Source organism: Nocardioides sp. JS614 (genome assembly GCF_000015265.1).
Lineage (GTDB): Bacteria > Actinomycetota > Actinomycetes > Propionibacteriales > Nocardioidaceae > Nocardioides.
In genome coordinates, this window is record NC_008699.1 from 1582988 (window position 1) to 1608678 (window position 25691).

Consider the following 25691-nt stretch of genomic DNA (forward strand, 5'->3'; position numbering starts at 1 on the left):
TTCGGTGGAACCAGAAGAATGTTCCGCAAAGCCCTTGCGCGGGCCCGGCGCAAGGGCATAGAACTCTCTCACGCACTCCCGCAAGGGAGCGCGGGACAGCTCGGAGACGAGGGTCCGTACGGCGTGATCACCAGCTTGCTGGAGGTCGGGCCGCGGTGGCTGGGTGACGAGGCCGCCGGGACTCAGAGGAGAAGAGCTGTCGACCGGGAGCGTCACCAGTACCGGTCACCCGAAGGGCCCTTGGAACTCATACTTTCGAGGGCCCTTCACCTATTTCGGCTCCGACCTCGGTGCGGGCCGCGCACCCGGCGGGCCAGCGGTGCGCAGGCAACCGAAGGCGGTGGCGGTTCGGTTGCTGGGACACCGCCCGCCGGGGCCGGCCCCGGTCCACGACCGAGAGCGGGCTACTGGCGGTAGTTCTCCACGGTGCCCGGGGGCCGCACCGCCGCCTCGGCCGGGTCCCGCCCCGCCTCGCGCTTGGCCCGTCGCTGGCGCAACAGGTCCCAGCACTGGTCAAGCTCCACCTCGAGGTCGTGGAGCCGGTCGTGCTCCTCGCCGGGGGAGATGTCGCCCGCCGACAGCGACGCGCGCAGCCGGTGCTCCTCGTCGATGAGCGACTTGATGCGGTCCTGGATCTCCGGGTCGGCCATGTCTGCCAGTGTCGCACCGCGGAGACCGTCCGGAGCGCCCCGACCGAGACCGGAATCGGCCGACCGGTCGGTAACCGCGACACTGGACGGGTGGTGATTTCGAGACACCTCGTCCCTCGGGCCGTCGACCTGAACATGTACGCCGTCCTGCACACGGTCGTCCCGCCGGTCGCGAAGGCCATCTGGCGCCCGCAGGTGGTCGGCCTGGAGAACGTCCCCCGCACCGGTCCGGTGATCCTGGCCAGCAACCACCTCAGCTTCGCCGACTCCCTGGTGATCCCGATCGTCGCGCCGCGCAAGGTGGTCTTCCTCGCCAAGTCCGACTACTTCGCCGGCGGGGGCGTCAAGGGCACGCTGCAGAAGGCCTGGTTCGAGGGCATGGGCATGCTGCCCGTCGACCGTGACGACACGAAGGCCGCGCTGGCCAGCCTCGACACCGCCCTGGACGTGCTCGGCCGCGGCGAGGCCTTCGGCATCTACCCCGAGGGCACCCGCTCTCGCGACGGCCGCCTGTATCGCGGCCGCACCGGCGTCGCCCACCTGGCCCTGACCGCCGGCGCACCCGTCGTACCTGTCGGGCTCACCGGCACCGAGCGGCTCCAACCCGTCGGCGCCAAGCTGCCACGGGTCGTTCCGGTCACGGTGCGCTTCGGCCGCGCCATCGACGTCGCCGGCAGGTACGACGGTGTCCCGCCGGGCCGGGCCCGCCGCGAGGTCACCGACGAGATCATGGCCGCGATCCAGGAGTTGTCCGGCCAGGAGCAGGCCGGAATCTACAACGACCGCGCCCCGGACGCCTGACCGCGGGGTTCGGCTGTCAGCAGCCGAAACCCGCACGACACGGCCGATGCGCCCCGGCGTGTCGTGCGGGTTCTGGCTGCCAGCAGCCGCAACCAGCAACAGCCGCGCTGGCAGACCTTGCCGGAGAACCCCGGTCCCGTCGGCAATCTCTGCCGTGGTCGGGGTCGACGCCGCCCGGTTGAATCGTCGCGTGCCCACTCACCAGATCGTCGTCGCGGACGCGCGACTCCGCCATCCACCGGGCGGCCGTGACGGTCGCTGGCAGGTCGGGATCGACGACGGCCGGATCACGGCGCTCGCGCAGGACCCGCTGACCGGCACCGACGAGATCGACGCCGCCGGCGCGCTGGTCACGGAGAGCTTCGTCAACGGTCACATGCACCTGGACAAGGTGCACACCCTCGACCGGATCGGCGACGCCGCGCTCACGGCGTACACCTCCGGCGACATGGGCTCGGCGATGACCTCCATCGAGCTCGCCTCGGCGGTCAAGGCCGGCTACGACCGGAGCTGGATCGAGCCCAACGCGCGCACGGCCGTCCTCGAGGCCGTGCGGTACGGCGTCCGCCACGTGCTGGCGTTCGCGGACGTGGACCCCAAGGCGCGACTGGAGGGCGTGATCCCGCTGCTGGCGCTGCGCGAGGAGTTCCGCGGCGTCGTCGACCTCCAGGTCGTCGCCTTCCCGCAGGACGGACTCCTCCGCGACCCGGGTGCCGAGGAGCTGGTGCGCGAGGCCGTCGAGCTCGGCGCCGACGTGGTCGGCGGCATCCCCTGGATCGAGCACACCGACGCCGATGCCCGGGAGCACGTGCAGCGGATGTGCGCCCTCGCCGCGACCCACGACCGCCGGGTCGCGATGCTCGTCGACGACGCCGGCGACGCCGGCCTGCGCACCACCGAGATGCTCGCCGTCGCGATGATCGAGCACGGCCTGGTCGGCCGCGGCGTCGCCAACCACGCCCGGGCCGTCGGCCTCTACGCGCGCCCGTCCCTCGAGCGGCTCGCCGGGCTCGCCCGCCGCGCCGGTCTCGGCTTCGTCAGCGACCCGCACACCGGGCCGTTGCACCTGCCGGTCCGTGAGCTGACGGCGATGGGCGTCCCGGTCGCCCTCGGCCAGGACGACATCGAGGACGCCTACTACCCGTTCGGTCGGCACAACATGGGCGAGATCGCGTTCCTCGCGGCGCACGCCCTCGAGGCGGTCGACAGCGCCGGCATCGACCTGGTGTACGACGGCGTGACCACCACCGCGGCCCGGGTCCTCGGCGTGATCGGGCACCGGCTCGAGGTGGGCGGCAACGCGGACCTGGTCGTCCACCACCACCCGACGCTGCGCGAGGTCGTCGGCCACCACGCGGCCCCGGCGTACGTCCTCGCCTCGGGCCGGTTGGTCGCCAGCTCGAGCGCCACCACCACGTTCCACCTGGACAACCTGGACAACCTGGAAGGGAACCAGCCATGACCCGGAGCATCCGGATCGGCATCGACACCGGGGGCACGTTCACCGACGTTGTCGCGTTCGACGAGGACTCGGGGGAGCTGGTCACCACCAAGACCCCGTCCACCCCGAGCAACCCGGCGGACGGCTTCCTGGCCGGCATCGACAAGGTGCTCGCCGTGCTCGGCGCGAGCGGCGCCGACATCGACGCCGTCAGCCACGGCACCACCGTCGCCACCAACCAGCTGCTCGAGGGCAAGGTGGACCGCCTGGGCTTCATCACCACCGCCGGCTACGAGGCGATGCTCGAGATCGCTCGCCAGTCGGTGCCCGACGGCTACGGCAACTCCTACTTCTGGGTCAAGCCGGACCGGATCGTCCCGCGTGACCGGGTCAAGGGCGTCGGGGGCCGGCTCGACTTCACCGGGGCGGAGGTGCGGCCCTTCGACGAGGACGCCGCCCGCGCCGCGGCGCGGTGGTTCCGCGCCCAGGGGATCAACACCCTCGGCGTCTGCTTCCTGCACGCCTACGCCAACCCCGAGCACGAGGAGCGGATGCGGGCCGTGCTCGCCGAGGAGCACCCCGACGCGGTGGTCTCCCTGTCGAGCGAGGTGCTGCGCGAGTACCGCGAGTACGAGCGCGCGATGACCACGCTGGTCGACGCGGCCGTCAAGCCGCGGCTCTCGGCGTACGTCTCCAACATCAAGGCGCGCCTCGCGGGCTACGTCCCGGCGGGTGCTTCTGGCGGAGCCCCCCGTGTTGTCCCGTTCTACGTGATGAAGTCCAACGGCGGCGTGCTCTCGGCCGACGAGGTCGTGCACCAGCCGATCACCACCGTGCTCAGCGGCCCCGCCGCCGGCGCCCTCGGCGCCGCGCTGATCGCGAAGGTGGCCGGGTTCGACAAGGTCCTCACCTCCGACGGCGGCGGTACGTCGACCGACGTCAGCGTGGTGATCGACGGCGAGCCGACGCTGACCACCGAGGGCTCGGTGGGGGCGTTCCCGTCCAAGATCCCGATGATCGACGTGGTCACCGTGGGCGCCGGCGGCGGCTCGATCGCCTGGCTCTCGCCCGAGGGCACCCTCAAGGTCGGCCCGCAGTCGGCGGGCGCCGACCCGGGGCCGCTGTGCTACGGCAAGGGCGGAACCGAGGTGACGATCACCGACGCCCACGTGGTCCTCGGCCGGATCCCCCCGCACCTGCTCGGCGGCGAGATCCCCCTGGACGTCGACGCGGCACGCGCCGGCGTCGAGCAGCTCGCCGCGAAGCTCGGCCTCACGCCGGAGGCCTGCGCCACCGGCATCCTCGAGATCTCCGCCTGGAACCAGGCCAACGCGCTGCGCCAGGTGACCGTCAAGCGCGGCCTGGACGTCCGCGACTTCACGCTGACCACGTTCGGCGGCTCGGGCTCCCTGCTGCTGTGCCGGCTGATGGACGTCCTCGGGATCCCGACCGTGCTGGTCCCGCCCAACCCGGGCAACGTCTCGGCGTTCGGCCTGCTCACCGTCGACGTCAAGAACGACTACGTGCAGACCCACGTGACCCTCGACGACCACCTCGACCCGGCAGCGGTCACCGGCATCTACGACGAGCTCACCGCGCGCGCCGCCGAGGCGCTCGCGAAGGAGGGCTTCGAGCCGGCGGAGCACCAGTTCGTGCGCACGGCCGACCTGCGCTACTTCGGCCAGGCCTTCGAGGTGCGGGTACCGGTCGCCGCCGGCGCGCTCGACCCGCAGGCGGTGGCCGACGCGTTCCACGCCGAGCACAAGGCGCTCTACGGCTACGACTTCTCCGGCGACTCCAGCCAGCAGGTCGAGTGGGTCAACCTCCGGGTCTCCGGGATCGGCCCGATCAAGCGGCCGGCAATCACCCGCCACCCCGTCGAGTCGGGAGTTCTGGCGACCGACTCTCCCGACTCGACCGTCACCACTCCCGACTCGACGGTCCGGGCGGTGTGCTTCGACGCGGCCGAGGGGTACGTCGACACGCCGGTGCTCTGGCGTCCCGACCTCGCGCCGGGGACGGTCCTGGACGGACCCGCGATCATCGAGGAGTTCGGCTCCACGGTGCCGCTCCACCCGGGCTTCACGGCCCGCATCGACGAGTACCTCAACATCATCGTGACGAGGAGCCAGGCATGAGCGAGCGCAGCGAGCGAATCATCCAACTCAGCGCAGCGTGTGCCTCATGCGCGCACGGAGCGAAGCGAGTACGTGCATGAGCCGCCGCGCACCCACCCAGTTCCCGTTCGGCCACCTGACCGCCGACGCGGGCGCGAGCGCCGACCCCGTGCTGGTCGAGATCGTCCAGGGCTCCCTGGCGAGTGTGGAGATGGAGGTCGAGACCGCCATCGGCCGCACCAGCCGGAGCCCGATGATCCGCGACGCGCACGACTTCCGCGCCGGCATCCACGACCGGCTCCTGCGCAAGCTCACCGGCCGGTCCTACTCCGCGCTGGTGCACCCGGTCGCCCGCGACTTCCCGATCGAGGAGATGCGCGAGGGGGACGTCTTCTTCCACAACGACGTCTACCGCTCCGAGGGCGGGATCGGGCACCTGCCGGACCTGTGCGTGACGGTCCCCGTGTTCGCCAAGGACGCAGGGGCCTCCGGGGGGTCCACGGGGGGCGGAGCCCCCCGTGTGGTGGCGTTCGTGCAGGCCTTCGGCCACCACGACGACATCGGCGGCGCGGTCCCCGGCTCGATGCCCTCCCACGCGACCAGCGTGTTCGAGGAGGGGCTGATGGTCCCGCCGATCCGGCTCTGGGACGCCGGCGTCCCGAACCGCTCGGCGCTGGCGATCATGACCCGCAACTCCCGGATGCCCGAGTCCCTCGCGGCCGACCTGGACGCCGAGTGCTCGGCCTGCCTGATGGGTGCCCGCCGGCTCGGCGAGCTCTTCGACCGGTACGGCCTCGACGCGGTCGAGTCCTGCTTCGACGCGATCATCAACCGCACCACCGAGACCTACCGCCGCGAGATCCTCGGCAAGATCCCGGTCGGCTCCTGGGTCTGGGAGGACTACGCCGAGCACGACGGCGTCGACGAGCCGCAGCTGCACACCCAGCGGATCACGCTCACCCGGACGCCCGCGGACGACCCCGAGGGCGAGCGGCTGATCCTCGACTTCGACGGCACCTCGCCGCAGGCCAAGGGCCCGATCAACCACTGCGGCGACTACAGCGACGGCGTCTTCCTCAAGAAGTGGCTGGCGCCGATCCTGCGCAACCTCGCCGACACCCCCGAGCGGATGGCCGAGCTCGACGTCAACGAGGGCATCGTGCCGCTCATCGAGATGCGCTTCCCCGAGCCCGGCACCCTGCTCACGCCGGTGTTCCCGGCGCCCACCAACGCGCGCACCTTCGTGATCCTGCGGCTCCTGGGCGTGCTCGCCGGCGTGGTCGCCAAGGCCGTCGACGGCCGGATGCCGGCCGACCAGGAGACGATCCGCTACACCGGCGTGTACGGCGAGGACCTCGAGGGCCGTCCGTACCTCATGCGCGAGGTGCTCGGCGGCGGCTCCGGCGGCCGCTACTACGCGGACGGCGAGGACACCATCCACGTGGTGCCGGACTCCCGGAACCTGCCGACCGAGTTCACCGAGGCCCGGTTCCCGTTCCGGGTCGAGTCGCTCTCGCTCGCCGTGGACAGCGGCGGCGCCGGGCAGTACCGCGGCGGCCTGGGCTACGAGAAGCACCTGCGGATGCTCAAGGACGGCCACTTCATGTCGATCGCCGACCGCTCGATCCTCGCCTGCTGGGGCGTCAAGGGCGGCCGGGCCGGCCAGCCGTTCCAGGTCACCATCGACCCCGGCGGGCCCAACGAGCGTGAGGTCGACGCCCTCGCCGACGCCGAGCCGGTGGCCGCCGGCGAGGTGATCCGGATCCGGACCACCGGCGGCGGAGGCTGGGGCGACCCGTTGCGGCGCGACCCCGCCCTCGTGGTCCGCGACGTCGTGTGGCGCAAGGTCTCACCCGAGGCCGCGCTGGGCGACTACGGCGTGGTGCTGACCGGCTCCCTCGACGACGACTCGCTGGGGTACGACGAGGCCGCGACCGCCGCCGAGCGGGCCGCCCGGCCCGCGGCGAGCGAGGCGTTCTTCGACCGCGGGCCCGGCTACGCCACGCTGGCCGCGGGCGCGCCGTACGCCGCGGTCGACCTGGTCTGACCGGCGCCGACGAGCGCCCGCCGGTTCTCATCCCGGTGGCCTTGTCCGCCGCACCCTGCGGGCGCACCATGGAAGGGACGGCACCCCGAAGAGGTGAGGCCGATGGGCACGACCGATGTCCTCAGCAGATCACTGGACCACACGCACTCCCGGCTGGCCGAGCGGCTCGAGGCCGCGCGTGCCATGGCGGCTCCGCCGGGGGAGCCGCGTCGCGACCGGCAGCGCATCGACGCGTTCCTGGGCGAGACCAGCAAGCACCTGCACGCGGTGGACGCCGTGCTGGTGCCCGAGGCGCGCCGCGCGCTCGGGGACGGCGGGCCACGGGTGCACGACTACGTGCACGCCGTGAAGGAGCTCGAGGTGGTCCTCGCGCACGTCAAGGCCCACGAGTACGGCTCGGTGTACGAGAGCTCGTTCGCCTGGCCGGCGGTATGGGCCGACGTCGACGAGGCCCTGGCCGAGCAGGCCCGGCGCGAGCACGACCTCGGCGAGCGCCTCACCGACGCCCTCGGCGACGACGACCTGGGCCGACTGGCCGAGCGGCTCCGCAGCGCGGAGCAGGCGGCCCCGAGCAGACCGCATCCCTACACTCCCCACACCGGTCTGCTCGGGCTCGTCGCCCGCCGCGTGATGCACGTGGCGGACCGCTTCTGGGACGCGGTCGAGGGCCGGATGGTGCCCGAGCCGGAGCGGGCGCCCAAGCCGCCGCCCGGGCGGGTCGCGCAGTACTTCCTGGCCGACCCGCACTTCGATCCGCGCTTCGAGCAGGAGCGGCGCGCCGGGCGGCGAAGCCGCTAGGGCCATGCCCGACTAGGGTCCCGGGCATGACCCGGATCGCGCTGCTCGGTGGACACGGCAAGACCGGCCGGGCGGTGGCGGCGGCGCTGGCCGCGCGCGGCGCCGAGCCGGTGGCACTGGGCCGCGCCGACTGGCCCGACCTGACCGGGGCGGTCGCCGGGTGCGCCGCGGCCTACGTGGTCGCGCCCAACCTGCACCCCGACGAGCCGGGGTACGTCGCCGCGGCCCTGGACGCCCTGCACGCCGCCGGCGTGCCGCGGATCGGCTACCACTCCGTGGCCTCGCCGTACTGTCCGGAGCTGCCGCACCACCTCGGCAAGGCCGTCTCCGAGGACCTGGTCCGACGCTCCGGGCTCGCGTGGACGATCCTCCAGCCGGGCGCCTACCTGCAGAACCTCGACCTCTCCGGGCCGGTGCGGGTGCCGTACGACGTGCACGCCGTCTTCGGGTTCGCCGACCTGGCCGACGTGGGTGCGGCGGCCGCGACCGTGCTGCTCGAGGACGGCCACGCCGGCGCCACCTACGAGCTCGCCACGCGGGTCACCACGGTGGCCGAGCTGGCCGCCGAGGCGGGGGTCACCGCGGAGCGGGTCGAGGATCCGGGCACCCACCCGTGGCTGAGCGCGATGTTCGCGTACTACGACGCCCACGGCCTGCCGGTGGGCACCCTGCCGCTGCGGGCACTGCTCGGACGCGTCTGAGTGTGCCCCGCAGCCTGGGTGGGTCGTGTGCCTGAGCACGCGCCATAGCGCGTTCTCAGGCACACGACCCGGGAGCCGTCAGGAGAACAGGCTGTCCCCGCCGCTCTTCTGGGTGGGCAGCTTCGGCACCAACCAGCCGAGGAAGGCGTCCTGGCTGCGGGTCTGGAGGTAGATCCGGCCGGGACCGGTGAGGTCGCAGACCAGGCCCTCGCCGGAGAAGAACGTCGACTTCCAGTTGCCGACCTTGCGCACGTTGTACTGGACGCCGTCGGTCCAGGCGACCATGTGGCCGGTGTCGACCGTGTAGGTCTGGCCGGCCTGCAGGTCGATCGCGTGGATCGCGCCGTAGCTGGACAGCACCAGCTCGCCCTGGCCCTCGATGCGCAGCATGAACAGGCCCTCGCTGGAGAAGAACGTCTTGCCGCCGCCCCATTTGGTGTCGACCTGGATGTTCGACGAGGCGGCCAGGAACGACCCGGACTGCACGTAGAGCACGCCGTTGAGCGGCCACGCGACGACGTCGCCGGGCAGCGCGGGCGCGACGTACAGCTCGGCGCCGTCGACCTGTGCGGTGAAGGTGTTCATGAAGAAGGACTCGCCGCCGAGGACCGAGCGCTTGAGGCCCTTCAGCACCCCGCCCTGCGTCGAGGTCTCCATCGCGATGCCGGGCGACATCGCGAGCATCGCGCCGGACTCGGCGCGGACGGCCTCGCCGGCGGCGAGGGTGAGCTTGGCGGTCGCGTAGGCGGGGCTGTACATGACTTCGGATTGCATCGGTCTACTTCCTCTACGGTCCCGAGCCGGGTCGACATCTCGGGTCGAGAGTAGTGGCCGTCGCGCCGCTGTGAACCGCGTTCGCCAGGCACGCGGCAGGATGGTCGCATGCGCCCTCCGCTCGCCGAGACGCTCGACCTCCAGCCGCATCCCGAGGGCGGCTGGTACCGCCAGACCTGGTCCGCCCCGGAGACCGTGACCCTCCCGGACGGCCGGGTGCGGCCGACGGCGACGCTGATCTACTTCCTGCTGCCGGCGGGGGAGTCGTCCGCGTGGCACCGGGTCGCGTCCGACGAGCTGTGGCTCGCGCACCGGGGCGCGGTGGCCCTCGAGCTCGGCGGCGTCGGGCCGGCGCCGGTGCTGGAGTCGACGGCGGTGGTCGACGTCGAGCGCCCGCAGGCCCTGGTGCCCGCCGGGACCTGGCAGCGGACCGTCCCCGCGGAGGCGGACGCGCTCGTCAGCTGCCTGGTCTCCCCGGGCTTCGACTTCGACGACTTCGAGCTGGCGTGACCGCGGCGCCGACCCCGGTCACGCTGATCACCGGCGGCACCCGCGGGATCGGCGCGGCCACGGCGCTCCGGCTCGCCAGGGACGGCCACGACCTGGTGCTCGGCTACGCCCGCGACGTCCGCGCCGCCGAGGAGGCGCGCCTCGCGGCCGAGGACGCGGGGGCCCGCTGCGTCGTGGTGCGCGCCGACCTCACCGCGCCGGACGGCGTCGCGGAGCTGTTCGCCCGGGCCGCCCAGCACGGCCGGCTGACCGGCGTCGTCAACAATGCCGGCGCCACCCTGCACCTCGGCCCGCTGGCCGAGACCCCGGTGGAGGTCGTGCAGGCGACCGTCGACCTCAACCTCACCGCCGCTCTCCTCGTGGCGCGCGCCGCCGTCCGCGCGCTGGGAACGTCGTACGGCGGTGCCGGCGGCGTGCTCGTCAACGTCAGCTCGGGTGCGGCGACGCTCGGCGCGCCCGGCGAGTACGTGCAGTACGCCGCGGCCAAGGCCGGGGTCGACGCGCTGACCGTCGGGCTGGCGCAGGAGGTCGCGGGCGAGGGGATCCGCGTCGTCGGGGTGGCGCCGGGCATCGTGCGGACCCGGATCCACGCCGACGCGGGCGAGCCCGATCGGGTCGACCGGGTCGGGCGGCTGGTGCCGCTCGGTCGCGCCGGCGAGCCGGGGGAGGTGGCCGACGCGGTCGCCTGGCTGATGAGCGCAGAGGCGACGTACGTCACCGGCACGACGCTGCGGGTGGCCGGCGGCCGCTGACCGCCGGAGCCGTGCGCCGAGAACCCTTGTCGTTTGGTCACCAACGACACGTCTCGGGCCGGTCTTGTTGTCGTTTGGTCACCAACCGAGTGAGCTTGCGGCCGTCGCGGCCGTCGCGGCCGCGGCGGCGGATGAGTCAGGGTCGATCAGGCCGGCCCGGATCGCGTAGCGGGTCAGCTGGGTGCGATCGCGCATGCCGAGCTTGGCCAGGATGTTGGCCCGGTGCCGCTCGACGGTCTTGATGCTGATCGTGAGCGCGGTGGCGATGTCCTTCGACGAGCTGCCCTCCGCGATCAGCTTGAGGACCTCGTCCTCGCGCTCGGTCAGGACGGTCTCGGGCACCCGCTGGCGCTCGCCTTCGTCGCGTTCGCCGTCGCCGGCGTGGTCGGCGCCAGCGGGCTGATGGCGATCTACGTCGCCGGCCTGACCCTCGGCAACACCCGGCTGCCGCACCGGTCCGCGACCGCGAGCTTCGTCGAGGGCCTGGCCTGGCTCTCGCAGATCGGGCTGTTCGTGATGCTCGGGCTCCTGGTCAGTCCGGGCCGGCTCCTGGACGCGCGGCCCTACGCGCTCGTCCAGGGCCCCACGCTGCCCTGGGTGACGCGGCGCCTCGGCGCCACCGTCGACAACCAGCCCCAGCCGGTCGCCATCGAGTCCGCTCCGCTGGAGAAGCTCGACGCGACGCTGCTCCAGCTCACCGTCGGGCCGGGGTCGAGGCTCGCCGGCGTGGAGGTCTCCGAGCTCCGGCTCCCGCAGCCGGCGGCCGTCTCCCTGGTCCTGCGCGGGGACCAGATCTTCGCGCCGACCGGCCACCGTGCTGCGCGTCGGCGACCACGTCCTGCTCGCCGTCGGCCGGGCGGAGCACGCCGCGGTCGAGCGCCGCCTGCACGACGTCAGTGACCGCGGCCGGCTCGCGGGCTGGTACTCCCGTCTCCCGGAGGGCTCCGCCTCGTGACCAGCCCCGTGACCGGCGAAGGCGAGGCACCCGGTCGGCTTCTGGCGGTTCACCCGCTCCGGCCCGGTGGTGACCGCCGTGACGCCGGGCGTGGGCCCGGTCCGACGTGTGGATGCGGTCCTGCGCGCTGATGTGAGCCCGGTCGGCTGGCAACTGTTGCCAGCGATCGGGGCCGGTCCTCGTCGCCGCCCACGGTGCCCGACGCCGACCGGGTCACTAGGTTCGACGCCATGAGGGTCCTGCTCGCACTCGGTGGCAACGCCATGACGAACGCCGACGGCCGGGCCCGTCCCGAGGACCAGATCGCGGCCGCGAGGGTCGCCATGGACGCGGTCGCCGACCTGCTCGGGGCCGACGTCGAGGTCGTCATCACCCACGGCAACGGGCCCCAGGTCGGCAACCTGCTGGTCAAGAACGAGCTCGCCGCGGGCGTGGTCCCGCCGGTCCCGCTGGACTGGTGTGGTGCGCAGACCCAGGCGACGCTCGGGTTCGTGCTCATGAACGCGCTGGAGGCCGCGCTCGCGGAGCGAGGGGTCGAGCGGCGTACGGCGACGCTGGTGACCCGCGCGCTCGTCGACGCGGACGACGCCGGCTTCACGAACCCGACCAAGCCGATCGGCCGGTTCCTGCCCGCCGACGAGGCCGCCGTGCTCATCGAGCACGGCGAGACCTGGGAGGACCGCGGCGCGAAGGGCTGGCGGCGCGTGGTCGCCTCGCCCGAGCCGATCGAGATCCTCGACGCTCCGGCGGTCGCGGCGCTGGTCGCGGCCGGGTTCGTCGTGGTCGCCAACGGCGGCGGCGGCATCCCCACGGTGCGGGAGCCCGACGGCACGCTGCGCGGCGTCGAGGCCGTGATCGACAAGGACCTGGGCGCGGCCCTGCTCGCCGGCACCGTGGCCGCGGACGTGCTGGTGATCGGCACCGACGTACCCAACGCGGTGCTGCGGTACGGCGCCCCCGACGCCGAGCCGCTCGGCAGGGTGACCGTGTCCGAGCTGCGGGCCCACGCCGCCGCGGGGCACTTCGCCAGCGGCTCGATGGGGCCGAAGGTGGACGCCGCCTGCCGGTTCGTCGAGGCCGGCGGCTCCCGGGCCGTGATCACCGACCTGACCCACATCACCCAGGCCATCACCGGCGACGCGGGAACCGTCGTCGTACCCAACTAGTGCCGGACCAACCCAGGAGGACACACCACATGCCCGACGCCATCGAGGTACGCAAGGTCCCGATCCACTCCGTCGCCGATGCGAGCGAGCTCGCGAAGCTCATCGACGACGGCGTGATGCAGGCCGAGCGGGTGATCGCGATCATCGGCAAGACCGAGGGCAACGGCGGGGTGAACGACTACACCCGGATCATCGCCGACCGCGCCTTCCGCGAGGTGCTCGTCGAGAAGGGCGCCCCGGCCGAGCAGGTCAAGCAGGTCCCGATCGTGTGGTCCGGCGGCACCGACGGCGTGATCAGCCCGCACGCGACGATCTTCGCGACCGTTCCGCCGGAAGACCTGACCGGCGCCCTGGCGCCCTCCGACGAGCAGCGGCTGACCGTCGGCTTCGCGATGAGCGAGCGGCTGGCCCCCGAGGACATCGGGCGCACCGCGATGATCACCAAGGTCGCGGACGCGGTGAAGGTCGCGATGGAGCGGGCCGGCATCAGCGACCCGGCCGACGTCCACTACGTGCAGACCAAGACCCCGCTGCTCACCATCCACACCATCCGCGACGCCAAGTCGCGCGGCAAGACCGTGTGGACCGAGCACACCCACGAGTCGATGGACCTCTCCAACGGCTGCACGGCGCTCGGCATCGCGGTGGCGCTCGGCGAGATCGAGATGCCGAGCGATGAGGACGTCATGCACGACCGCTCGCTGTACTCCTCGGTGGCCTCGTGCTCCTCGGGCGTCGAGCTCGACCAGGCCCAGGTGGTCGTGGTCGGCAACGCCCCCGGCGTGGGCGGCCGCTACCGGATCGGCCACTCGGTGATGAAGGACGCGCTGGACCAGGACGGCATCTGGGAGGCCATCAAGGACGCCGGGCTCGACCTGCCCGAGCGGCCCCGCACCTCCGACCTCGACGGCCGGCTGGTCAACGTGTTCCTCAAGTGCGAGGCCTCCCAGGACGGCCTGGTCCGCGGCCGCCGCAACGCGATGCTCGACGACTCCGACGTGCACTGGCACCGCCAGATCAAGTCGTGCGTCGGCGGCGTCACCGCGGCCGTCACCGGCGACCCGGCCGTGTTCGTCTCCGTGTCCGCGGCCCACCAGGGCCCCGACGGCGGCGGCCCGGTCGCCGCGATCGTCGACCTGGGCTGAGGCCTCTGGCGGGCGGGTCGGTTTCCCCGGTTCACCGGGGAAACCGGAACTGTTGGCCCGAAGTTTCGGCCCAACAGTTCCAGAATTGCCCCCGAGGTCGCCGGCACGGCGGTCGAGTGGCGACTCGCCGTACGACGGCGCCGGCTGGGGCCCGCCCGCCCGCATTCAGCTCACGAGTCGAGCCACTCCCGGATCGAGGCGTCGTGCTGGCCCAGCGTGGGCGGCGCCAGGTGGGTGGACCGGCCACCGGACCACGGGTCGTCGTCGAAGCGGATCGGCGACCCGGGCAGCTTCAGCTCGCCCTGGGTGGCGTGCTCGACGGCGAGCAGCAGGCCCTGCGACAGGGTCTGCTCCCAGGAGTACACGTCGTCCATCGAGCGCACCTTGCCCGACGGCACGCCGGCGTCGGCGAGCGCCGCCAGCCAGTGCTCGGCGGGCTCGGTGGCGAACAGGTCCTCGATCCGCGCGGTCAGCGCGTCGCGGTTGGCGACCCGCTCGGGGTTGGTGGCGAAGCCCGGCTCCGCGGCGTCCCAGCCGAACGCCGTGCACAGCGCGCGCCACAGGTTCTCCGACCCGCACGCGATCTGCACGGGCGCGGTCGCGGTCGCGAACATGCCGTACGGCGCGATCGAGGGGTGGTGGTCACCGGCCAGCCCGGGCACCTCGCCGGCGACCGTCCACCGGGTGCCCTGGAACGCGTGCACGCCGACCATCCCGGCGAGCAGCGAGGTCCGGACCACCCGGCCGCGGCCGGTGCGGGTGCGCTCGTGCAGGGCGGCCAGCACGCCGAAGGCGCCGTTCATGCCGGCGATCAGGTCCGCGATCGGGACGCCCACCTTGGTGGGCTGGGTGGTGCCGGTGATCGACATCAGCCCGCCCTCGCCCTGCGCGATCTGGTCGTAGCCCGCCCGCGTGGCCTCCGGCCCGTCGTGCCCGAAGCCGGTGATGCTCAGCACCACCAGCCCGGGGTTGAGCTCGTGCAGCCGCGAGACCGGGAAGCCCAGGCGGTCCAGCACGCCGACGCGGTAGTTCTCCATCAGCACGTCGGCCCGCTCGACCAGCCGCGCCAGCACGTCCTTGTCGTCCTCGGACTTCAGGTCGAGGACGATCGACTCCTTGTTGCGGTTCGCCGAGAGGAAGTACGTCGACTCGCGCTCGTCGTCCGCGCCGACGAACGGCGGACCCCAGCCGCGGGTGTCGTCGCCGGCGGGCGGCTCGATCTTGATCACCCGCGCGCCCATGTCGCCGAGCATCATCGCGGCGTGCGGGCCCGCGAGGGCGCGGGTCAGGTCGAGCACGACCAGGTCGGAGAGGGGGCCTTCAGTCATGGCAGGACGCTATCGACCGCCCGTGGGAACGCCTACGGCCAGAGGTGACAACCGGCCCCGGGCCGGGCCAGTCACGATTGCCACATCCACTCCATCTCGCTTACGACGAGGTCGCGGGTGACCTGGCCGGCCAGCAGCTGCACGGCGTGCAGCGAGAGGTCGACACCGGCGGAGACACCGGCCGAGGTGAGGATCGTCTCGGTGCTGCGCACGAACCGCTGGCCGCGCACGACCTGGGTGGTGGGGGAGAGCGCCGCGAGCTCGTCGTACGCATCGTGGTGCGTGGTCGCCGGCCGCCGCTCCAGCAGCCCCGCCGCGCCGAGCAGCAGCGCCCCGGTGCACACCGACAGCAGCAGCTCGACCTCGGCCGCGCGCTCGCGCACCCACGCGAGCAGCCGCTCGTCATGCAGGAGCGGCCGGGTGCCCGCGCCGCCGGGCACCACGAGCAGGTCGGGCGGCGGCGCGTCGTCGAGGGAGTACGCCGGCAGGACGGTGAACCCGCCCCGCCCGACGGCCGGGGCGCCGGTCAGGCCGACCGAGAACACCGAGAACGGCGCGCCCTCGCCCAGCTCGCCGGCGACGTTGAACACCTCGTACGGGCCGGCGTAGTCGAGCACCTCCATGTCGTCGAAGGCCAGGATCGCCACGGTTCGCTGACTCACCGGCCCATTGTCGGGCCGTTGACGGACGCTGTCGGCGGCGGATGGTCGAATGGCCACATGCCGACCACCGCGACGACGTACCGCCTCCAGCGGCCGGAGGCGACGGTGCGCGTTCCCGAGCTCGACGAGCACCAGCGCCGGGTGGTCGACCATCCCGGCGGGCCGCTGCTGGTGCTGGCCGGCCCCGGCACCGGCAAGACCACGACCCTGGTCGAGGCGATCGTCGACCGCATCGAGTCCCGCGGTGCCAAGCCCGACGAGGTCCTGGCGCTGACGTTCTCCCGCAAGGCCGCCGAGCAGCTGCGCGACCGGGTCACCGCCCGGCTGGGACGCACCATGTCGACCACGATGAGCTCGACCTTCCACTCCTTCGCCTACGCGCTGATCCGGCGCTACTCCCCGGCCGAGCTCTACGAGGCGCCGTTGCGGCTGCTGTCGGCCCCCGAGCAGGACGTCGTGCTCCGCGAGCTCCTCACCGACCATCCCGAGTCGGTCGTCTGGCCGGACTCGCTGGCCCGCGCCCTCGGCACCCGCGGCTTCGCCCGCGAGGTCCACTCCGTGCTGTCCCGCGCGCGCGAGAAGGGCCTCGACGGGGTCGCCCTGCAGGCGCTCGGCGAGGCCGAGGGCCTGCCGGAGTACGTCGCCGCGGGGCTCTTCCTCGACCAGTACCTCACCAACCTCGACTCCCAGGGCGCCACCGACTACGCCGACCTGATCCGCCGCGCGACCATCGAGGCCGAGACCCACCGCGACGAGCTCCGAGCACGGATCGGTGCGGTGTTCGTCGACGAGTACCAGGACACCGACCCCGGCCAGGTCGCGCTGCTCCGCGCGCTGGCGGGCGACGGTCGCGACCTCGTCGTCGTGGGTGACCCGCACCAGTCGATCTACGGGTTCCGGGGCGCGGAGGTGCGCGGCATCCTCGAGTTCCCCACTGCGTTCCCCCGCACCGACGGCGCGCCGGCCGACGTGGTCGCGCTGCGCACCACCCGCCGGTTCGGGCCCCGGCTGCTGATCGCCTCGCAGCGGGTCGCGGGGCGGTTGGCGCTGCCGGGCAGCATCCCCGAGGAGGCGCGCTCGGCGTTCCTCGCGCCCGAGGCGCAGCCCAACCCGCTCGGCGACGGGCGGGTGCTGGTCCGCACCTTCGACACCGAGCGTGCCGAGGCCGAGCACCTCGCCGACCTGCTCCGCCGGGCCCACCTGGAGGACGACGTCCCGTGGGACCAGATGGCGGTGCTGGTCCGCTCGGGCCGTACGTCGATCCCGCCGCTGCGCCGAGCGCTCGGCGCCGCCGGGGTGCCGGTCGAGGTGGCCAGCGACGAGGTGCCGCTGGTCCGCGACCCGGCGGTGCTGCCGCTGCTCGACGCCCTGCGTGCCGTGGTCGACCTCGACACTCGGCCGGACGAGGGCGAGGTGGAGCACGTCGCCCCGGAGAACGGGTGGAGTCTCGACCCCGCGCGCGCCGAGGGCTTGCTGCTCGGCCCGCTCGGCGGGCTCGACGCGGGTGACCTGCGCCGCCTCGCGCGCCGGCTGCGGACCCGCGAGAAGGAGCAGGGCAAGGCCGAGGCCCGCACCCCGCGCACCTCCCGCGACCTGGTCCGCCGGGTGGTCGTCGAGCCGGGCTTCCTCGACGGGCTGGACGGCCCCGAGGTGGTCCGCGCCCGGGCGCTCGCCCAGCTCCTGCTCGACGCCCGCGAGGCGCTGCGCGTCGGCGCCTCGGCCGAGGAGCTGCTCTGGACGCTGTGGTCCCGCACCGGCTGGCCGGCCCGGCTGCGCCGGTCGGTCGACCTCGGCGGTGGGGCGGCCCGCCGGGCCCACCGTGACCTCGACTCGGTGTGCGCGCTGTTCGACGTCGCCGCCCGCGCGGACGAGCAGCGCGACCACGTCGGGGTCCGAGCCTTCCTCGCGACGCTCGTGCAGCAGCAGATCCCGGCCGACACGCTCGCCGAACGGGGCGCCCGCGGCGCCGCCGTACGCCTCCTGACCGCCCACCGCGCCAAGGGCCTGGAGTGGCGACTGGTCGTCGTCGCCCACGTCCAGCAGGACGGCTGGCCGGACCTGCGGCGCCGCTCGACGCTGCTGCAGGCCGACCGGATCGGTGAGCACGGCGTGGTGCCGCCGGTGTCGACCCGCGAGCTGCTGATGGAGGAGCGGCGGCTCTTCTACGTCGCCTGCACCCGCGCCCGGCAGCGGCTGGTCGTCACCGCGGTCGCGTCGCCCGACGACGAGGGCGAGCAGCCGTCCCGGTTCCTCGACGAGCTCGGGGTGGGCGTCGAGCGCGTCGTCGGCCGGCCGCCGCGGCCGCTCTCGCTCCCCGGGCTGGTCGCCGAGCTGCGCCGTACGCTCGCCGACCCCGAGACCTCCGAGCCGCTCCGCGAGGCCGCCGCCCGCCGGCTCGCGCGGTTGGCGCCCGAGGTCCGGATCGCCGATCCGTCGAGCTGGTGGGGCACCCGCGCCGCCACCCGCTCGGTCGAGCCGATCCGCGACCCCGGCCAGCCGGTGCCGGTCTCGGCGAGCGTGCTCGAGGCGGTCGCGGTCTGCCCGACCCAGTGGTTCCTCGAGCGCGAGGCCGGCGGCAGCGCGCGCGCCCACCAGTCCGCGAACCTCGGCGAGCTGCTCCACGCACTCGCCCAGCGGGTCGCGGCCGGTGAGCTCGAGCCCGCGGTCGAGGTCCTCATGGAGCACGTCGACGCGGTGTGGGACCGGCTCGACTTCCGCACGCCCTGGTCGAGGGCGCGCGAGCACGACCGGGTCCGCGCGGCGATCGGCCGGTTCCTCCAGTGGCACCTCGCCAACCCGCGCGAGCTGATCGCCACCGAGGCGCCGTTCACCACCGTCGTGGCGCTCGAGGGCGGCGAGCAGGTCAAGATCAGCGGCTACGCCGACCGGGTCGAGCTCGACGCGGACGGCCACGTCGTCGTGGTCGACCTCAAGTCCGGGCGCACCAAGCCCAGCAACAGGGCGGTCGAGGGCCACGTCCAGCTCGGCCTCTACCAGTACGCCGTCGACCACGGCGCCCTCGCCGACCTCGCACCCGGCGCCCATGCCGGCGGCGCGGAGCTCGTCCAGCTCGGCCTGACCGACGGCGGCGAGGCCGCTGTCGTCCAGGCGCAGGACGCCCAGCCCGAGGACGGCCCGGCGCGCGACGACCTCCGCCGGCGGCTCGACCATGCCGCCGCCCTGCTGCGCGCCGAGACGTTCCCGGCGGTCGCCGGCCAGCACTGCCGCGACTGCAGCTTCGTCGCGATCTGCCCGATCAAGAGTGCCGGGTCGGTGACCGCCCAATGAGCCGCCGGATCAGCACGCCCGAGGAGCTCGCGGCCGTGATGCGCACGCCGTACGCCCCCAGCGACCAGCAGTGGGCCGCGATCTCCGCCCCGCTCGCGCCGGCCGTCGTCATCGCCGGCGCCGGGTCCGGCAAGACCACGTTGATGGCCGCGCGCGTCGTCTACCTCGTCGTCACCGGGCAGGTGCGCCCCGACGAGGTGCTCGGCCTGACGTTCACGACCAAGGCCGCGAGCGAGCTGCGCCAGCGGATCCGCCAGGCACTGAAGGCCGCCGGCGCCCTGGAGGAACCGGAAGAGGCCCCTGGTGACGGGCAGAGCGACGTCCTCGAGCCGACGGTCGCGACCTACAACGCGTACGCCGCGGGCCTGCTGACCGACCACGGCCTGCGGATCGGCCACGAGCCGGACACGCGCGTCATCACCGACGCCGCCCGCTACCAGCTGGGAGCTCGCGCGGTCGACCGCTACACCGGCGACGTGCGCTACCTCTCCGACCACCCCGAGACGGTGATCCAGAACCTCCTCGCCCTCGACAGCGCGATGAGCGAGCACCTCGTCGGCCCCGACGCCGTGCGCGAGATCGACACCGAGGCGTGCCGGGGCTTCGAGGCCGCGCTCGCCGAGGAGGTCGCCGGCAAGAACCGCGTCACCTACCGCGAGGCGATCGAGAAGGCCATCTCGGCGATCGACCGGCGGGGCGAGCTGCTCGGCCTGGTCGAGGCGTACCGACGGCTCAAGCGCGACCTCGGTCTGATGGACTTCTCCGACCAGATCGAGCTCGGCGCCCGGCTGGCCAGCGAGCAGCCGGACGTGGGGGAGCTCGAGCGGTCCCGGTTCAAGGTGGTGCTGCTCGACGAGTACCAGGACACCTCGGTCGCCCAGGCCGTGATGCTGTCCCGGCTCTTCTCCGGCGGCCATCCGGTGACCGCGGTCGGCGACCCGAACCAGGCGATCTACGGCTGGCGTGGCGCCTCGGTCTCGAACATCCTCAACTTCGCCGACACCTTCCCGGCCGCGGGCTCACGAGCCGTCCCGACGTACCCCCTCACGGTCAACCGGCGCTCGGACGCCCGCATCCTCGAGGTCGCCAACCGGCTGGCCGCGCCGCTGTACGAGAAGTACGGCCAGGTCGAGCCCCTGGTCGCCAAGCCCGAGGCCGAGACCGGCACGGTCACCACGCAGGTGTTCGAGACGCACGCCGACGAGCTGGCCTGGCTGGTCGGCGCGGTGAAGGAGGCCCACGAGGGGCTGCCCGCCGACGGGGGCTGGGCGCAGATCGGCGTGCTGACCCGCGACAACGCACACGCCGAGGACGTCTTCGACGCGCTGACCAGCGCCGGCGTCCCCGTCGAGATCGTCGGCCTCTCCGGCCTGCTCCGGCTGCCCGAGGTCGCCGAGATCGTCGCCACCCTGACCCTGCTGCACGACGTCACGGCGAACGCCGCGCTGCTCACCCTGCTCACCGGGCCGCGCTGGGCGATCGGCCCGCGCGACCTGCGGCTGCTCGGCCGGCGCGCGCTCGAGATCGCCGGCCGGCATGGTCGCGGTGCCGACGCCGCGTCGATCACCGACCAGCTCCTCGAGATCGCCGACGGCATCGACCCCGCCGAGCTCCCGTCGCTGGACGACGCGCTCGCCGACCCGGGGGAGCACGCCTACTCGCCCGAGGCGCTGGAGCGCTTCGGGCTGCTGTCCGCCGAGCTCCGCATGCTGCGCACGTACGTCGGGGAACCCCTGCTCGACATCGTCCGCCGGATCATCGACACCAGCGGCACCGACGTCGAGCTCGGCTCGGCGGTCAGCCCGGCGGCCGCGGCCCGCCGCGACAACCTCGACCTGTTCGTGAAGGCGGTCGCCGAGTTCCAGGCCGTCGACGGGGACGTGACGCTGCCCGCGCTGCTCGCCTACCTGACCGCCGAGGACGACCAGGGCAACGGCCTCGACGTCGCGACCCCGACCGAGGCCGACTCGGTCAAGCTGCTCACCGTGCACCGGGCCAAGGGCCTGGAGTGGGACTCGGTCTTCCTCGTCGGCGTCTGCGAGACCCGGTTCCCGTCCAACCGGTCCCGCACGCTGTGGACCTCCTCGCCGGCGATCCTGCCGGCACCGCTGCGAGGCGACGCCGGCGACCTGCCGCAGCTGGCCGGTCACGACAAGGCCGCGCTCGACGCCTACCGCGCCGCCACCCGCGACCACGACGCCGAGGAGGAGCTCCGGCTCGGGTACGTCGCCTTCACCCGGGCCGCCCGCCGGCTGTCGGTCACGTCGTACCTCTGGAGCCCGCGGGCCACGCCGTTCGGCCCGTCCGCCTACCAGCAGGTGGTCCGCGACCAGCTCCACGACTGGGCGGAGCCGCCCACCTGGCTGGCCAGGCCCGAGAAGGGTGACCCGAACCCCTACGACGCCGTCGATCCGTCGCGGCCGTGGCCGGCGACCGGCACCGGCCGCGAGGCGGCGCTGCGGATCGAGGCGGCCCGCCGGGTCCGCGAGGTCGACGCTGCGGCCGTCGACGCGGGCCTCGACATGATCGAGACCGCGCGGGTGGCCGAGTGGGACGCCGAGCTCGAGCGGCTGCTCGCCGAGGCCCGGCGCGACCGCAGCACCGACCTCGCCGTCCCGCTGCCCCCCAGCCTGTCCGCCACCGCCCTCGCTCGGCTCCGCGAGGACCCCGAGACGTTCGCCCGCGAGCTGGCCCGGCCGATGCCCCGGCCGCCGTCGTCTGCGGCGCGGTTCGGCACCCGCTTCCACGCCTGGGTGGAGGCACGGTTCGGCCAGCAGGACCTGTTCGACTACGGCGACCTGCCCGGCCGGGCCGACGCCGGCATCGACGACGACTCCGACCTCAAGGAGCTGATCGCGACCTTCGAGGCCGGCCCCTTCGCGACCCGGACGCCGCACCAGGTGGAGGCGCCGTTCGCGCTCGTGCTCCGTCATCCGGGTGGGCCCGGCCAGGTGGTGCGCGGTCGGATCGACGCGGTGTACGCCGAGTCGACGCCCGAGGGCGACGGGTTCCTCGTCGTGGACTGGAAGACCAACCGCGCCGCGACCGCCGACCCGCTCCAGCTCGCGCTGTACCGACTCGCCTGGGCCGAGCTCCACGACCTGCCGCTCGAGCGGGTCCGCGCGGCGTTCTACTACGTCCGCACCGGCGAGGTGGTCGAGCCGCCGGACCTGCCGGACCGGGCTGCGCTGGAAGCGCTGCTGGACGGCACCTCCTGACCCTGCGCGGCCGGATCTCCACAGGTGACGGTGCGGCGGTTTCGCTGTGCGTCCGGAGGGGGAATGATCGTCGCCGTGACCCGGTCTCGGACGGTCGTCGCCGCTCTGTGTGTCGTGTCGGTGCTCGCGCTCGGCGCCTGCTCCGGCGACGACCCCCAGCCCAGGTTCGCCCCGCCGTCCTCCTCGGCACCCACCTCGCCGTCCACCACCGCGGTGTCGGGGCCGGTGGAGCCGACCATGCCGGCCGCCGCGCGGGGGAGCGACGCGGCCGCGGCTGAGGCGTTCGTGCGGTTCTACTGGGAGATGGTCAACTACGCCGAACAAACCGGCGACCTGGTTGGACTGAAGCGCATTGCGAGGTCTGAATGCGCCGCCTGCACGCGAGGCATTGGCTACCTCCAAGATGTGTTTGCGGCGGATGGCGAGATCACTGGTGGGATCCAGACCGTCTCTCACGCCAGGACCACGTTCGCTGCCGACAATGGAGTGCACGAGGCAACGGTTGAGTTCAAACTCACCAGCACTCGTCAGCGGGTTGACTACCCAGGCCCCGCCAAGGACAAGATCTTCGAGCCTGGAACCGTCCGGCTGCGGGCAGTCCTAGTGCTGTCGACCGACGACGAATGGCGCATGGTCTATTGGGGTGAGCGTTGATGCGCGCTCCCGTCTATATGCTCGTCATCTGGCTCGTGGTCCTGCCTTGGGCGTCGCACGCGGACAGTCACCATGTGACGCCCAATCAGACGGGTTTCACCCTTACCGGCATGGATGAGTCGGAGCCGAGCCTTACTTCCGGTGGCGGACCGACTCCGGCCGGCGCCATACCCGGAGCTTGGCACCATGAGACGCAATGTGCGGTCGGTCTCGGTGGCTTGGACACGTGCGCTGAGCCGGCTAGATGTCACGACGGCACACTCATGACCTACACCTGGTTCGAAACGCCAGACGGCACTCGTTCGAGCTACGAGAGCAGTTGTCCCGAAGATGCCGCGGTCGCCGCGTCGCCGGCGGTGACGCCGGGGTTGGTGTTGCGCGCCTTCCGGCGGGTCCCGTTGCCGGCCTCGGAGCTGGTGGTGCAGCCGCCGGGTGGGCGGACGCTGGTGAACTTCGAGACGAACTTCTACACCGAGCGCGGTGAGCTGACCCGGGTGGTGCGGTTGTTGGGGCGCCGGGTGGAGCTGCGGATCTGGCCCGAGGCGTTCACCTGGCAGTACGGGGACGGGGTCAGTGAGCGGACCAGGGGTGCGGGGTCGCCGTACCCGGACCTGGAGATCACCCACCGCTACCTGCGGCGGGGTCGGGTGGTGGTGCGGGTGGACACGACGTATGCGGCCGACTTCCGGGTCGGTGCCGGCGGGTGGCGGCACGTGGACGGGACGGTGACGATCCCCGGTGCGGCCGAGGGGCTGCGGGTCGTGACGGCACGGCCGGTGCTGGTCGGCGGCTGAGTGGAGTCGGTGACGTGCCTGGTACGTCACAGACTCCAGCTTGTCGGGCGCGTGCGGTCAGGCGGTCGAGACGTCCCCGGCGACCCGCGCGCGATCCAGCCAGGCGGCGACGCCGCGGGCGGCGGCCCGGCCGGCGCGGTTGGCGCCGATCGTGCTCGCCGACGGCCCGTAGCCGACCAGCTGGACCCGCGCGTCGGCGAGCGCCGTCGTACCGGCGTGGTCGAGCTGGATCCCGCCGTGGGTCGAGCGCAGCCGCAGCGGCGCGAGGTGCCCGATCGCCGCCCGGAAGCCGGTCGCCCAGACGATCGCGTCGGCGGCCCACAGGGTGCCGTCGGGCATCCGGACGCCGTCCGGCTCGATCCGGACGAACATCGGGTGCCGCTCGTAGGCGCCGAGCCGCTCCGCCTCGCGCTCCTGCTCCCGCAGCACCAGACCCGTCACCCCGACGACGCTGGTCGGTGGCAGGCCGCGCCGCACCCGGTCCTCGACCAGTGCGACGGCCTCGCGGCCGCGGTCCGGGGTGAAGTCGTCGGTGCGCCAGACCGGCTCGCGCCGGGTGACCCAGAGCGTGTCGGAGGCCACCGGTGCGACCTCGCCCAGCAGCTGGACGGCCGAGGCTCCACCACCCACGACGACCACCCGCCGGCCCCGGAAGTGCGCCGGACCGGGGTAGCCCCGCGTGTGCAGCTGCTCGCCACGGAAGTCGCCGATGCCCGGGTAGTACGGCAGGTGCGGCTGGGTCCAGGTGCCCGTGGCGTTGACGATCGTGCGGGCGGTCCGGCTGCGGTCCCCGGCGTGCACCACGAGCAGGTCGCCCACGGACTCCACCCGGTCGACCCGCACGGGCCGCAGGATCGGCAACCGGTGCTCGCGCTCATAGGCGTCGAAGTACGCCGGCACCACGGCGTTGGCCCGGCCGGCCCCGTCGGCAGGGGCGTCCGAGTCGGGCAGGGCCGCCACCCCGTGCACGTCGGCCATCGTCAGCGAGTCCCAGCGGTGCTGCCAGGCACCGCCCGGCGCCGGGGCCGCGTCGAGGACCACGTGGTCGATCCCGCGGCGGGTGAGGTGGTACGACGCGGACAGGCCGGCCTGGCCCGCACCGATCACCACCGCGTCGAGGATCTCCATGTCCTCTGAACGCACCGACCCGGCTGGTTAGTCCTGGGGCGCCACGGCCTGGGCGAGCCCGGCGGCGAGCGCGATCTCCACCATCGTCCCGAACGTCTGCTCGCGCTCCTGCGCGGACGTCTCCTCGCCGGTGACGACGTGGTCGCTGACCGTGCAGATCGTGAGTGCCCGCCGGCCGTGCTTGGCGGCCAGCGTGTAGAGCGCGCTCGCCTCCATCTCGACCGCCAGTACGCCGAAGTCGACCATGCGTGCGGCCAGCTCGGGCCTGGCGGGGTAGAACGAGTCGCTGCTGAAGATCAGCCCGACGTGCACCCCCTCGGCGAGCTGCTTCGCCGTGGCCGCGTCGTGGGCGGCGCGGAGCAGGCCGAAGTCGGCGACCGGCGCGTAGTCCAGCCCCTCGAACCGGATCCGGTTCATCGAGGAGTCGGTGCAGGCGCCCGAGGCGATCACGATGTCGCGTACGGCGAGCCGCTCGCTCAGCGCGCCGCACGAGCCGACCCGGATGATCGACTGCACGTCGTACTCCCGGAACAGCTCGTTGGCGTAGATCGCCAGCGACGGCTGGCCCATCCCGGAGCCCTGCACCGAGACGCGCTGACCCTGCCAGCTGCCGGTGTAGCCGTACATGCCGCGCACCTCGGTGTAGCAGCGCGCGTCGTCCAGGAACGTGTCTGCGATCCACCGGGCGCGCAGCGGGTCTCCGGGCATGAGGACGAGGGGGGCGATGTCGCCCGGCCGGGCGCCGATGTGGGTGCTCACGTA

The 25691-nt window shown here is 73.3% G+C and carries 22 protein-coding genes; 15 read left to right on the forward strand and 7 right to left on the reverse strand.

The window, feature by feature from the left end; genetic code table 11:
• Positions 1-404: 404 nt before the first annotated feature.
• Positions 405-650 (reverse strand): DUF2630 family protein, encoded by a 246-nt coding sequence (locus tag NOCA_RS08965; RefSeq protein WP_083768105.1) that lies wholly within the window; start codon positions 648-650, stop codon positions 405-407.
• 90 nt (positions 651-740) lie between these two features.
• Between NOCA_RS08965 and NOCA_RS08970 the strand changes: the two genes are divergently transcribed.
• The 6 genes from NOCA_RS08970 to NOCA_RS08995 all read left to right on the forward strand — a co-directional run bounded on the left by NOCA_RS08970 (position 741) and on the right by NOCA_RS08995 (position 8555).
• A complete protein-coding gene (locus NOCA_RS08970) occupies positions 741-1451 on the forward strand; it encodes a lysophospholipid acyltransferase family protein (protein WP_238383439.1) in 711 nt (236 codons plus the stop codon).
• 190 nt (positions 1452-1641) lie between these two features.
• Positions 1642-2913, forward strand: a complete 1272-nt coding sequence (locus NOCA_RS08975) for an amidohydrolase family protein (protein WP_011754957.1) — start codon at positions 1642-1644, stop codon at positions 2911-2913.
• The gene (locus NOCA_RS08980) at positions 2910-5030 is read left to right on the forward strand and encodes a hydantoinase/oxoprolinase family protein (RefSeq protein WP_011754958.1); all 2121 of its coding nucleotides are present in this window, start codon (positions 2910-2912) and stop codon (positions 5028-5030) included. Before NOCA_RS08975 ends, NOCA_RS08980 begins: the two co-directional genes overlap by 4 nt.
• Before the next feature lie 76 nt (positions 5031-5106).
• On the forward strand, positions 5107-7056 hold the full coding sequence (locus NOCA_RS08985; RefSeq protein WP_041546412.1) for a hydantoinase B/oxoprolinase family protein: 1950 nt from the start codon (positions 5107-5109) through the stop codon (positions 7054-7056).
• A 102-nt stretch (positions 7057-7158) separates the two neighbouring features.
• Positions 7159-7854 (forward strand): hypothetical protein, encoded by a 696-nt coding sequence (locus tag NOCA_RS25665; protein WP_011754960.1) that lies wholly within the window; start codon positions 7159-7161, stop codon positions 7852-7854.
• A gap of 26 nt (positions 7855-7880) precedes the next feature.
• Positions 7881-8555: an SDR family oxidoreductase gene (locus NOCA_RS08995; RefSeq protein WP_011754961.1), complete on the forward strand. Its 675-nt coding sequence runs from the start codon at positions 7881-7883 to the stop codon at positions 8553-8555.
• A 78-nt stretch (positions 8556-8633) separates the two neighbouring features.
• Here NOCA_RS08995 and NOCA_RS09000 read toward each other — a convergent pair whose 3' ends face one another.
• A complete protein-coding gene (locus NOCA_RS09000) occupies positions 8634-9329 on the reverse strand; it encodes a TIGR00266 family protein (RefSeq protein WP_011754962.1) in 696 nt (231 codons plus the stop codon).
• 108 nt (positions 9330-9437) lie between these two features.
• On the opposite strand from NOCA_RS09000, the gene NOCA_RS09005 reads away from it, so the two are divergent.
• Positions 9438-9839 (forward strand): cupin domain-containing protein, encoded by a 402-nt coding sequence (locus NOCA_RS09005; RefSeq protein ID WP_011754963.1) that lies wholly within the window; start codon positions 9438-9440, stop codon positions 9837-9839.
• Positions 9836-10591, forward strand: coding sequence for an SDR family oxidoreductase (locus NOCA_RS09010; RefSeq protein ID WP_011754964.1), 756 nt, complete (start codon positions 9836-9838; stop codon positions 10589-10591). The genes NOCA_RS09005 and NOCA_RS09010 overlap by 4 nt, the downstream gene beginning before the upstream one ends.
• Positions 10592-10669: 78 nt before the next feature.
• Here NOCA_RS09010 and NOCA_RS09015 read toward each other — a convergent pair whose 3' ends face one another.
• Entirely contained in the window at positions 10670-10933 is a 264-nt protein-coding gene (locus NOCA_RS09015) for a helix-turn-helix domain-containing protein (RefSeq protein ID WP_238383440.1), read from the reverse strand.
• A 39-nt stretch (positions 10934-10972) separates the two neighbouring features.
• Here NOCA_RS09015 and NOCA_RS09020 point away from each other — a divergent pair, with 39 nt between their 5' ends.
• The 3 genes from NOCA_RS09020 (at position 10973) to NOCA_RS09030 (ending at position 13857) form a co-directional block, all read left to right on the forward strand.
• A complete protein-coding gene (locus NOCA_RS09020) occupies positions 10973-11491 on the forward strand; it encodes a hypothetical protein (protein ID WP_041546413.1) in 519 nt (172 codons plus the stop codon).
• Between the two features lie 285 nt (positions 11492-11776).
• Positions 11777-12712: a carbamate kinase gene (locus tag NOCA_RS09025; protein ID WP_041546414.1), complete on the forward strand. Its 936-nt coding sequence runs from the start codon at positions 11777-11779 to the stop codon at positions 12710-12712.
• A 29-nt stretch (positions 12713-12741) separates the two neighbouring features.
• On the forward strand, positions 12742-13857 hold the full coding sequence (locus NOCA_RS09030) for a ring-opening amidohydrolase (RefSeq protein ID WP_011754967.1): 1116 nt from the start codon (positions 12742-12744) through the stop codon (positions 13855-13857).
• A 170-nt stretch (positions 13858-14027) separates the two neighbouring features.
• Here NOCA_RS09030 and NOCA_RS09035 read toward each other — a convergent pair whose 3' ends face one another.
• Together NOCA_RS09035 and NOCA_RS09040 are read right to left on the reverse strand one after the other, a co-directional pair.
• Positions 14028-15185, reverse strand: coding sequence for a CaiB/BaiF CoA transferase family protein (locus tag NOCA_RS09035; protein ID WP_011754968.1), 1158 nt, complete (start codon positions 15183-15185; stop codon positions 14028-14030).
• Between the two features lie 71 nt (positions 15186-15256).
• On the reverse strand, positions 15257-15847 hold the full coding sequence (locus tag NOCA_RS09040; protein WP_041546415.1) for a DJ-1/PfpI family protein: 591 nt from the start codon (positions 15845-15847) through the stop codon (positions 15257-15259).
• Between the two features lie 57 nt (positions 15848-15904).
• On the opposite strand from NOCA_RS09040, the gene NOCA_RS09045 reads away from it, so the two are divergent.
• The 4 genes from NOCA_RS09045 to NOCA_RS27490 all read left to right on the forward strand — a co-directional run bounded on the left by NOCA_RS09045 (position 15905) and on the right by NOCA_RS27490 (position 23801).
• Positions 15905-19135: an ATP-dependent helicase gene (locus NOCA_RS09045; protein WP_041546416.1), complete on the forward strand. Its 3231-nt coding sequence runs from the start codon at positions 15905-15907 to the stop codon at positions 19133-19135.
• A complete protein-coding gene (locus tag NOCA_RS09050) occupies positions 19132-22353 on the forward strand; it encodes an ATP-dependent DNA helicase (RefSeq protein ID WP_011754971.1) in 3222 nt (1073 codons plus the stop codon). The genes NOCA_RS09045 and NOCA_RS09050 overlap by 4 nt, the downstream gene beginning before the upstream one ends.
• Before the next feature lie 63 nt (positions 22354-22416).
• The gene (locus NOCA_RS09055; RefSeq protein WP_011754972.1) at positions 22417-23007 is read left to right on the forward strand and encodes a DUF6318 family protein; all 591 of its coding nucleotides are present in this window, start codon (positions 22417-22419) and stop codon (positions 23005-23007) included.
• Positions 23008-23378: 371 nt separating this feature from the next.
• On the forward strand, positions 23379-23801 hold the full coding sequence (locus tag NOCA_RS27490; protein WP_158305649.1) for a hypothetical protein: 423 nt from the start codon (positions 23379-23381) through the stop codon (positions 23799-23801).
• A gap of 57 nt (positions 23802-23858) precedes the next feature.
• Here the strand turns inward: NOCA_RS27490 and NOCA_RS09065 are convergent, their stop codons facing one another.
• Positions 23859-24929: an FAD-dependent oxidoreductase gene (locus NOCA_RS09065; RefSeq protein ID WP_011754974.1), complete on the reverse strand. Its 1071-nt coding sequence runs from the start codon at positions 24927-24929 to the stop codon at positions 23859-23861.
• 27 nt (positions 24930-24956) lie between these two features.
• Positions 24957-25688: a purine-nucleoside phosphorylase gene (gene deoD, locus NOCA_RS09070; protein ID WP_011754975.1), complete on the reverse strand. Its 732-nt coding sequence runs from the start codon at positions 25686-25688 to the stop codon at positions 24957-24959.
• Between the last annotated feature and the right edge of the window lie 3 nt (positions 25689-25691).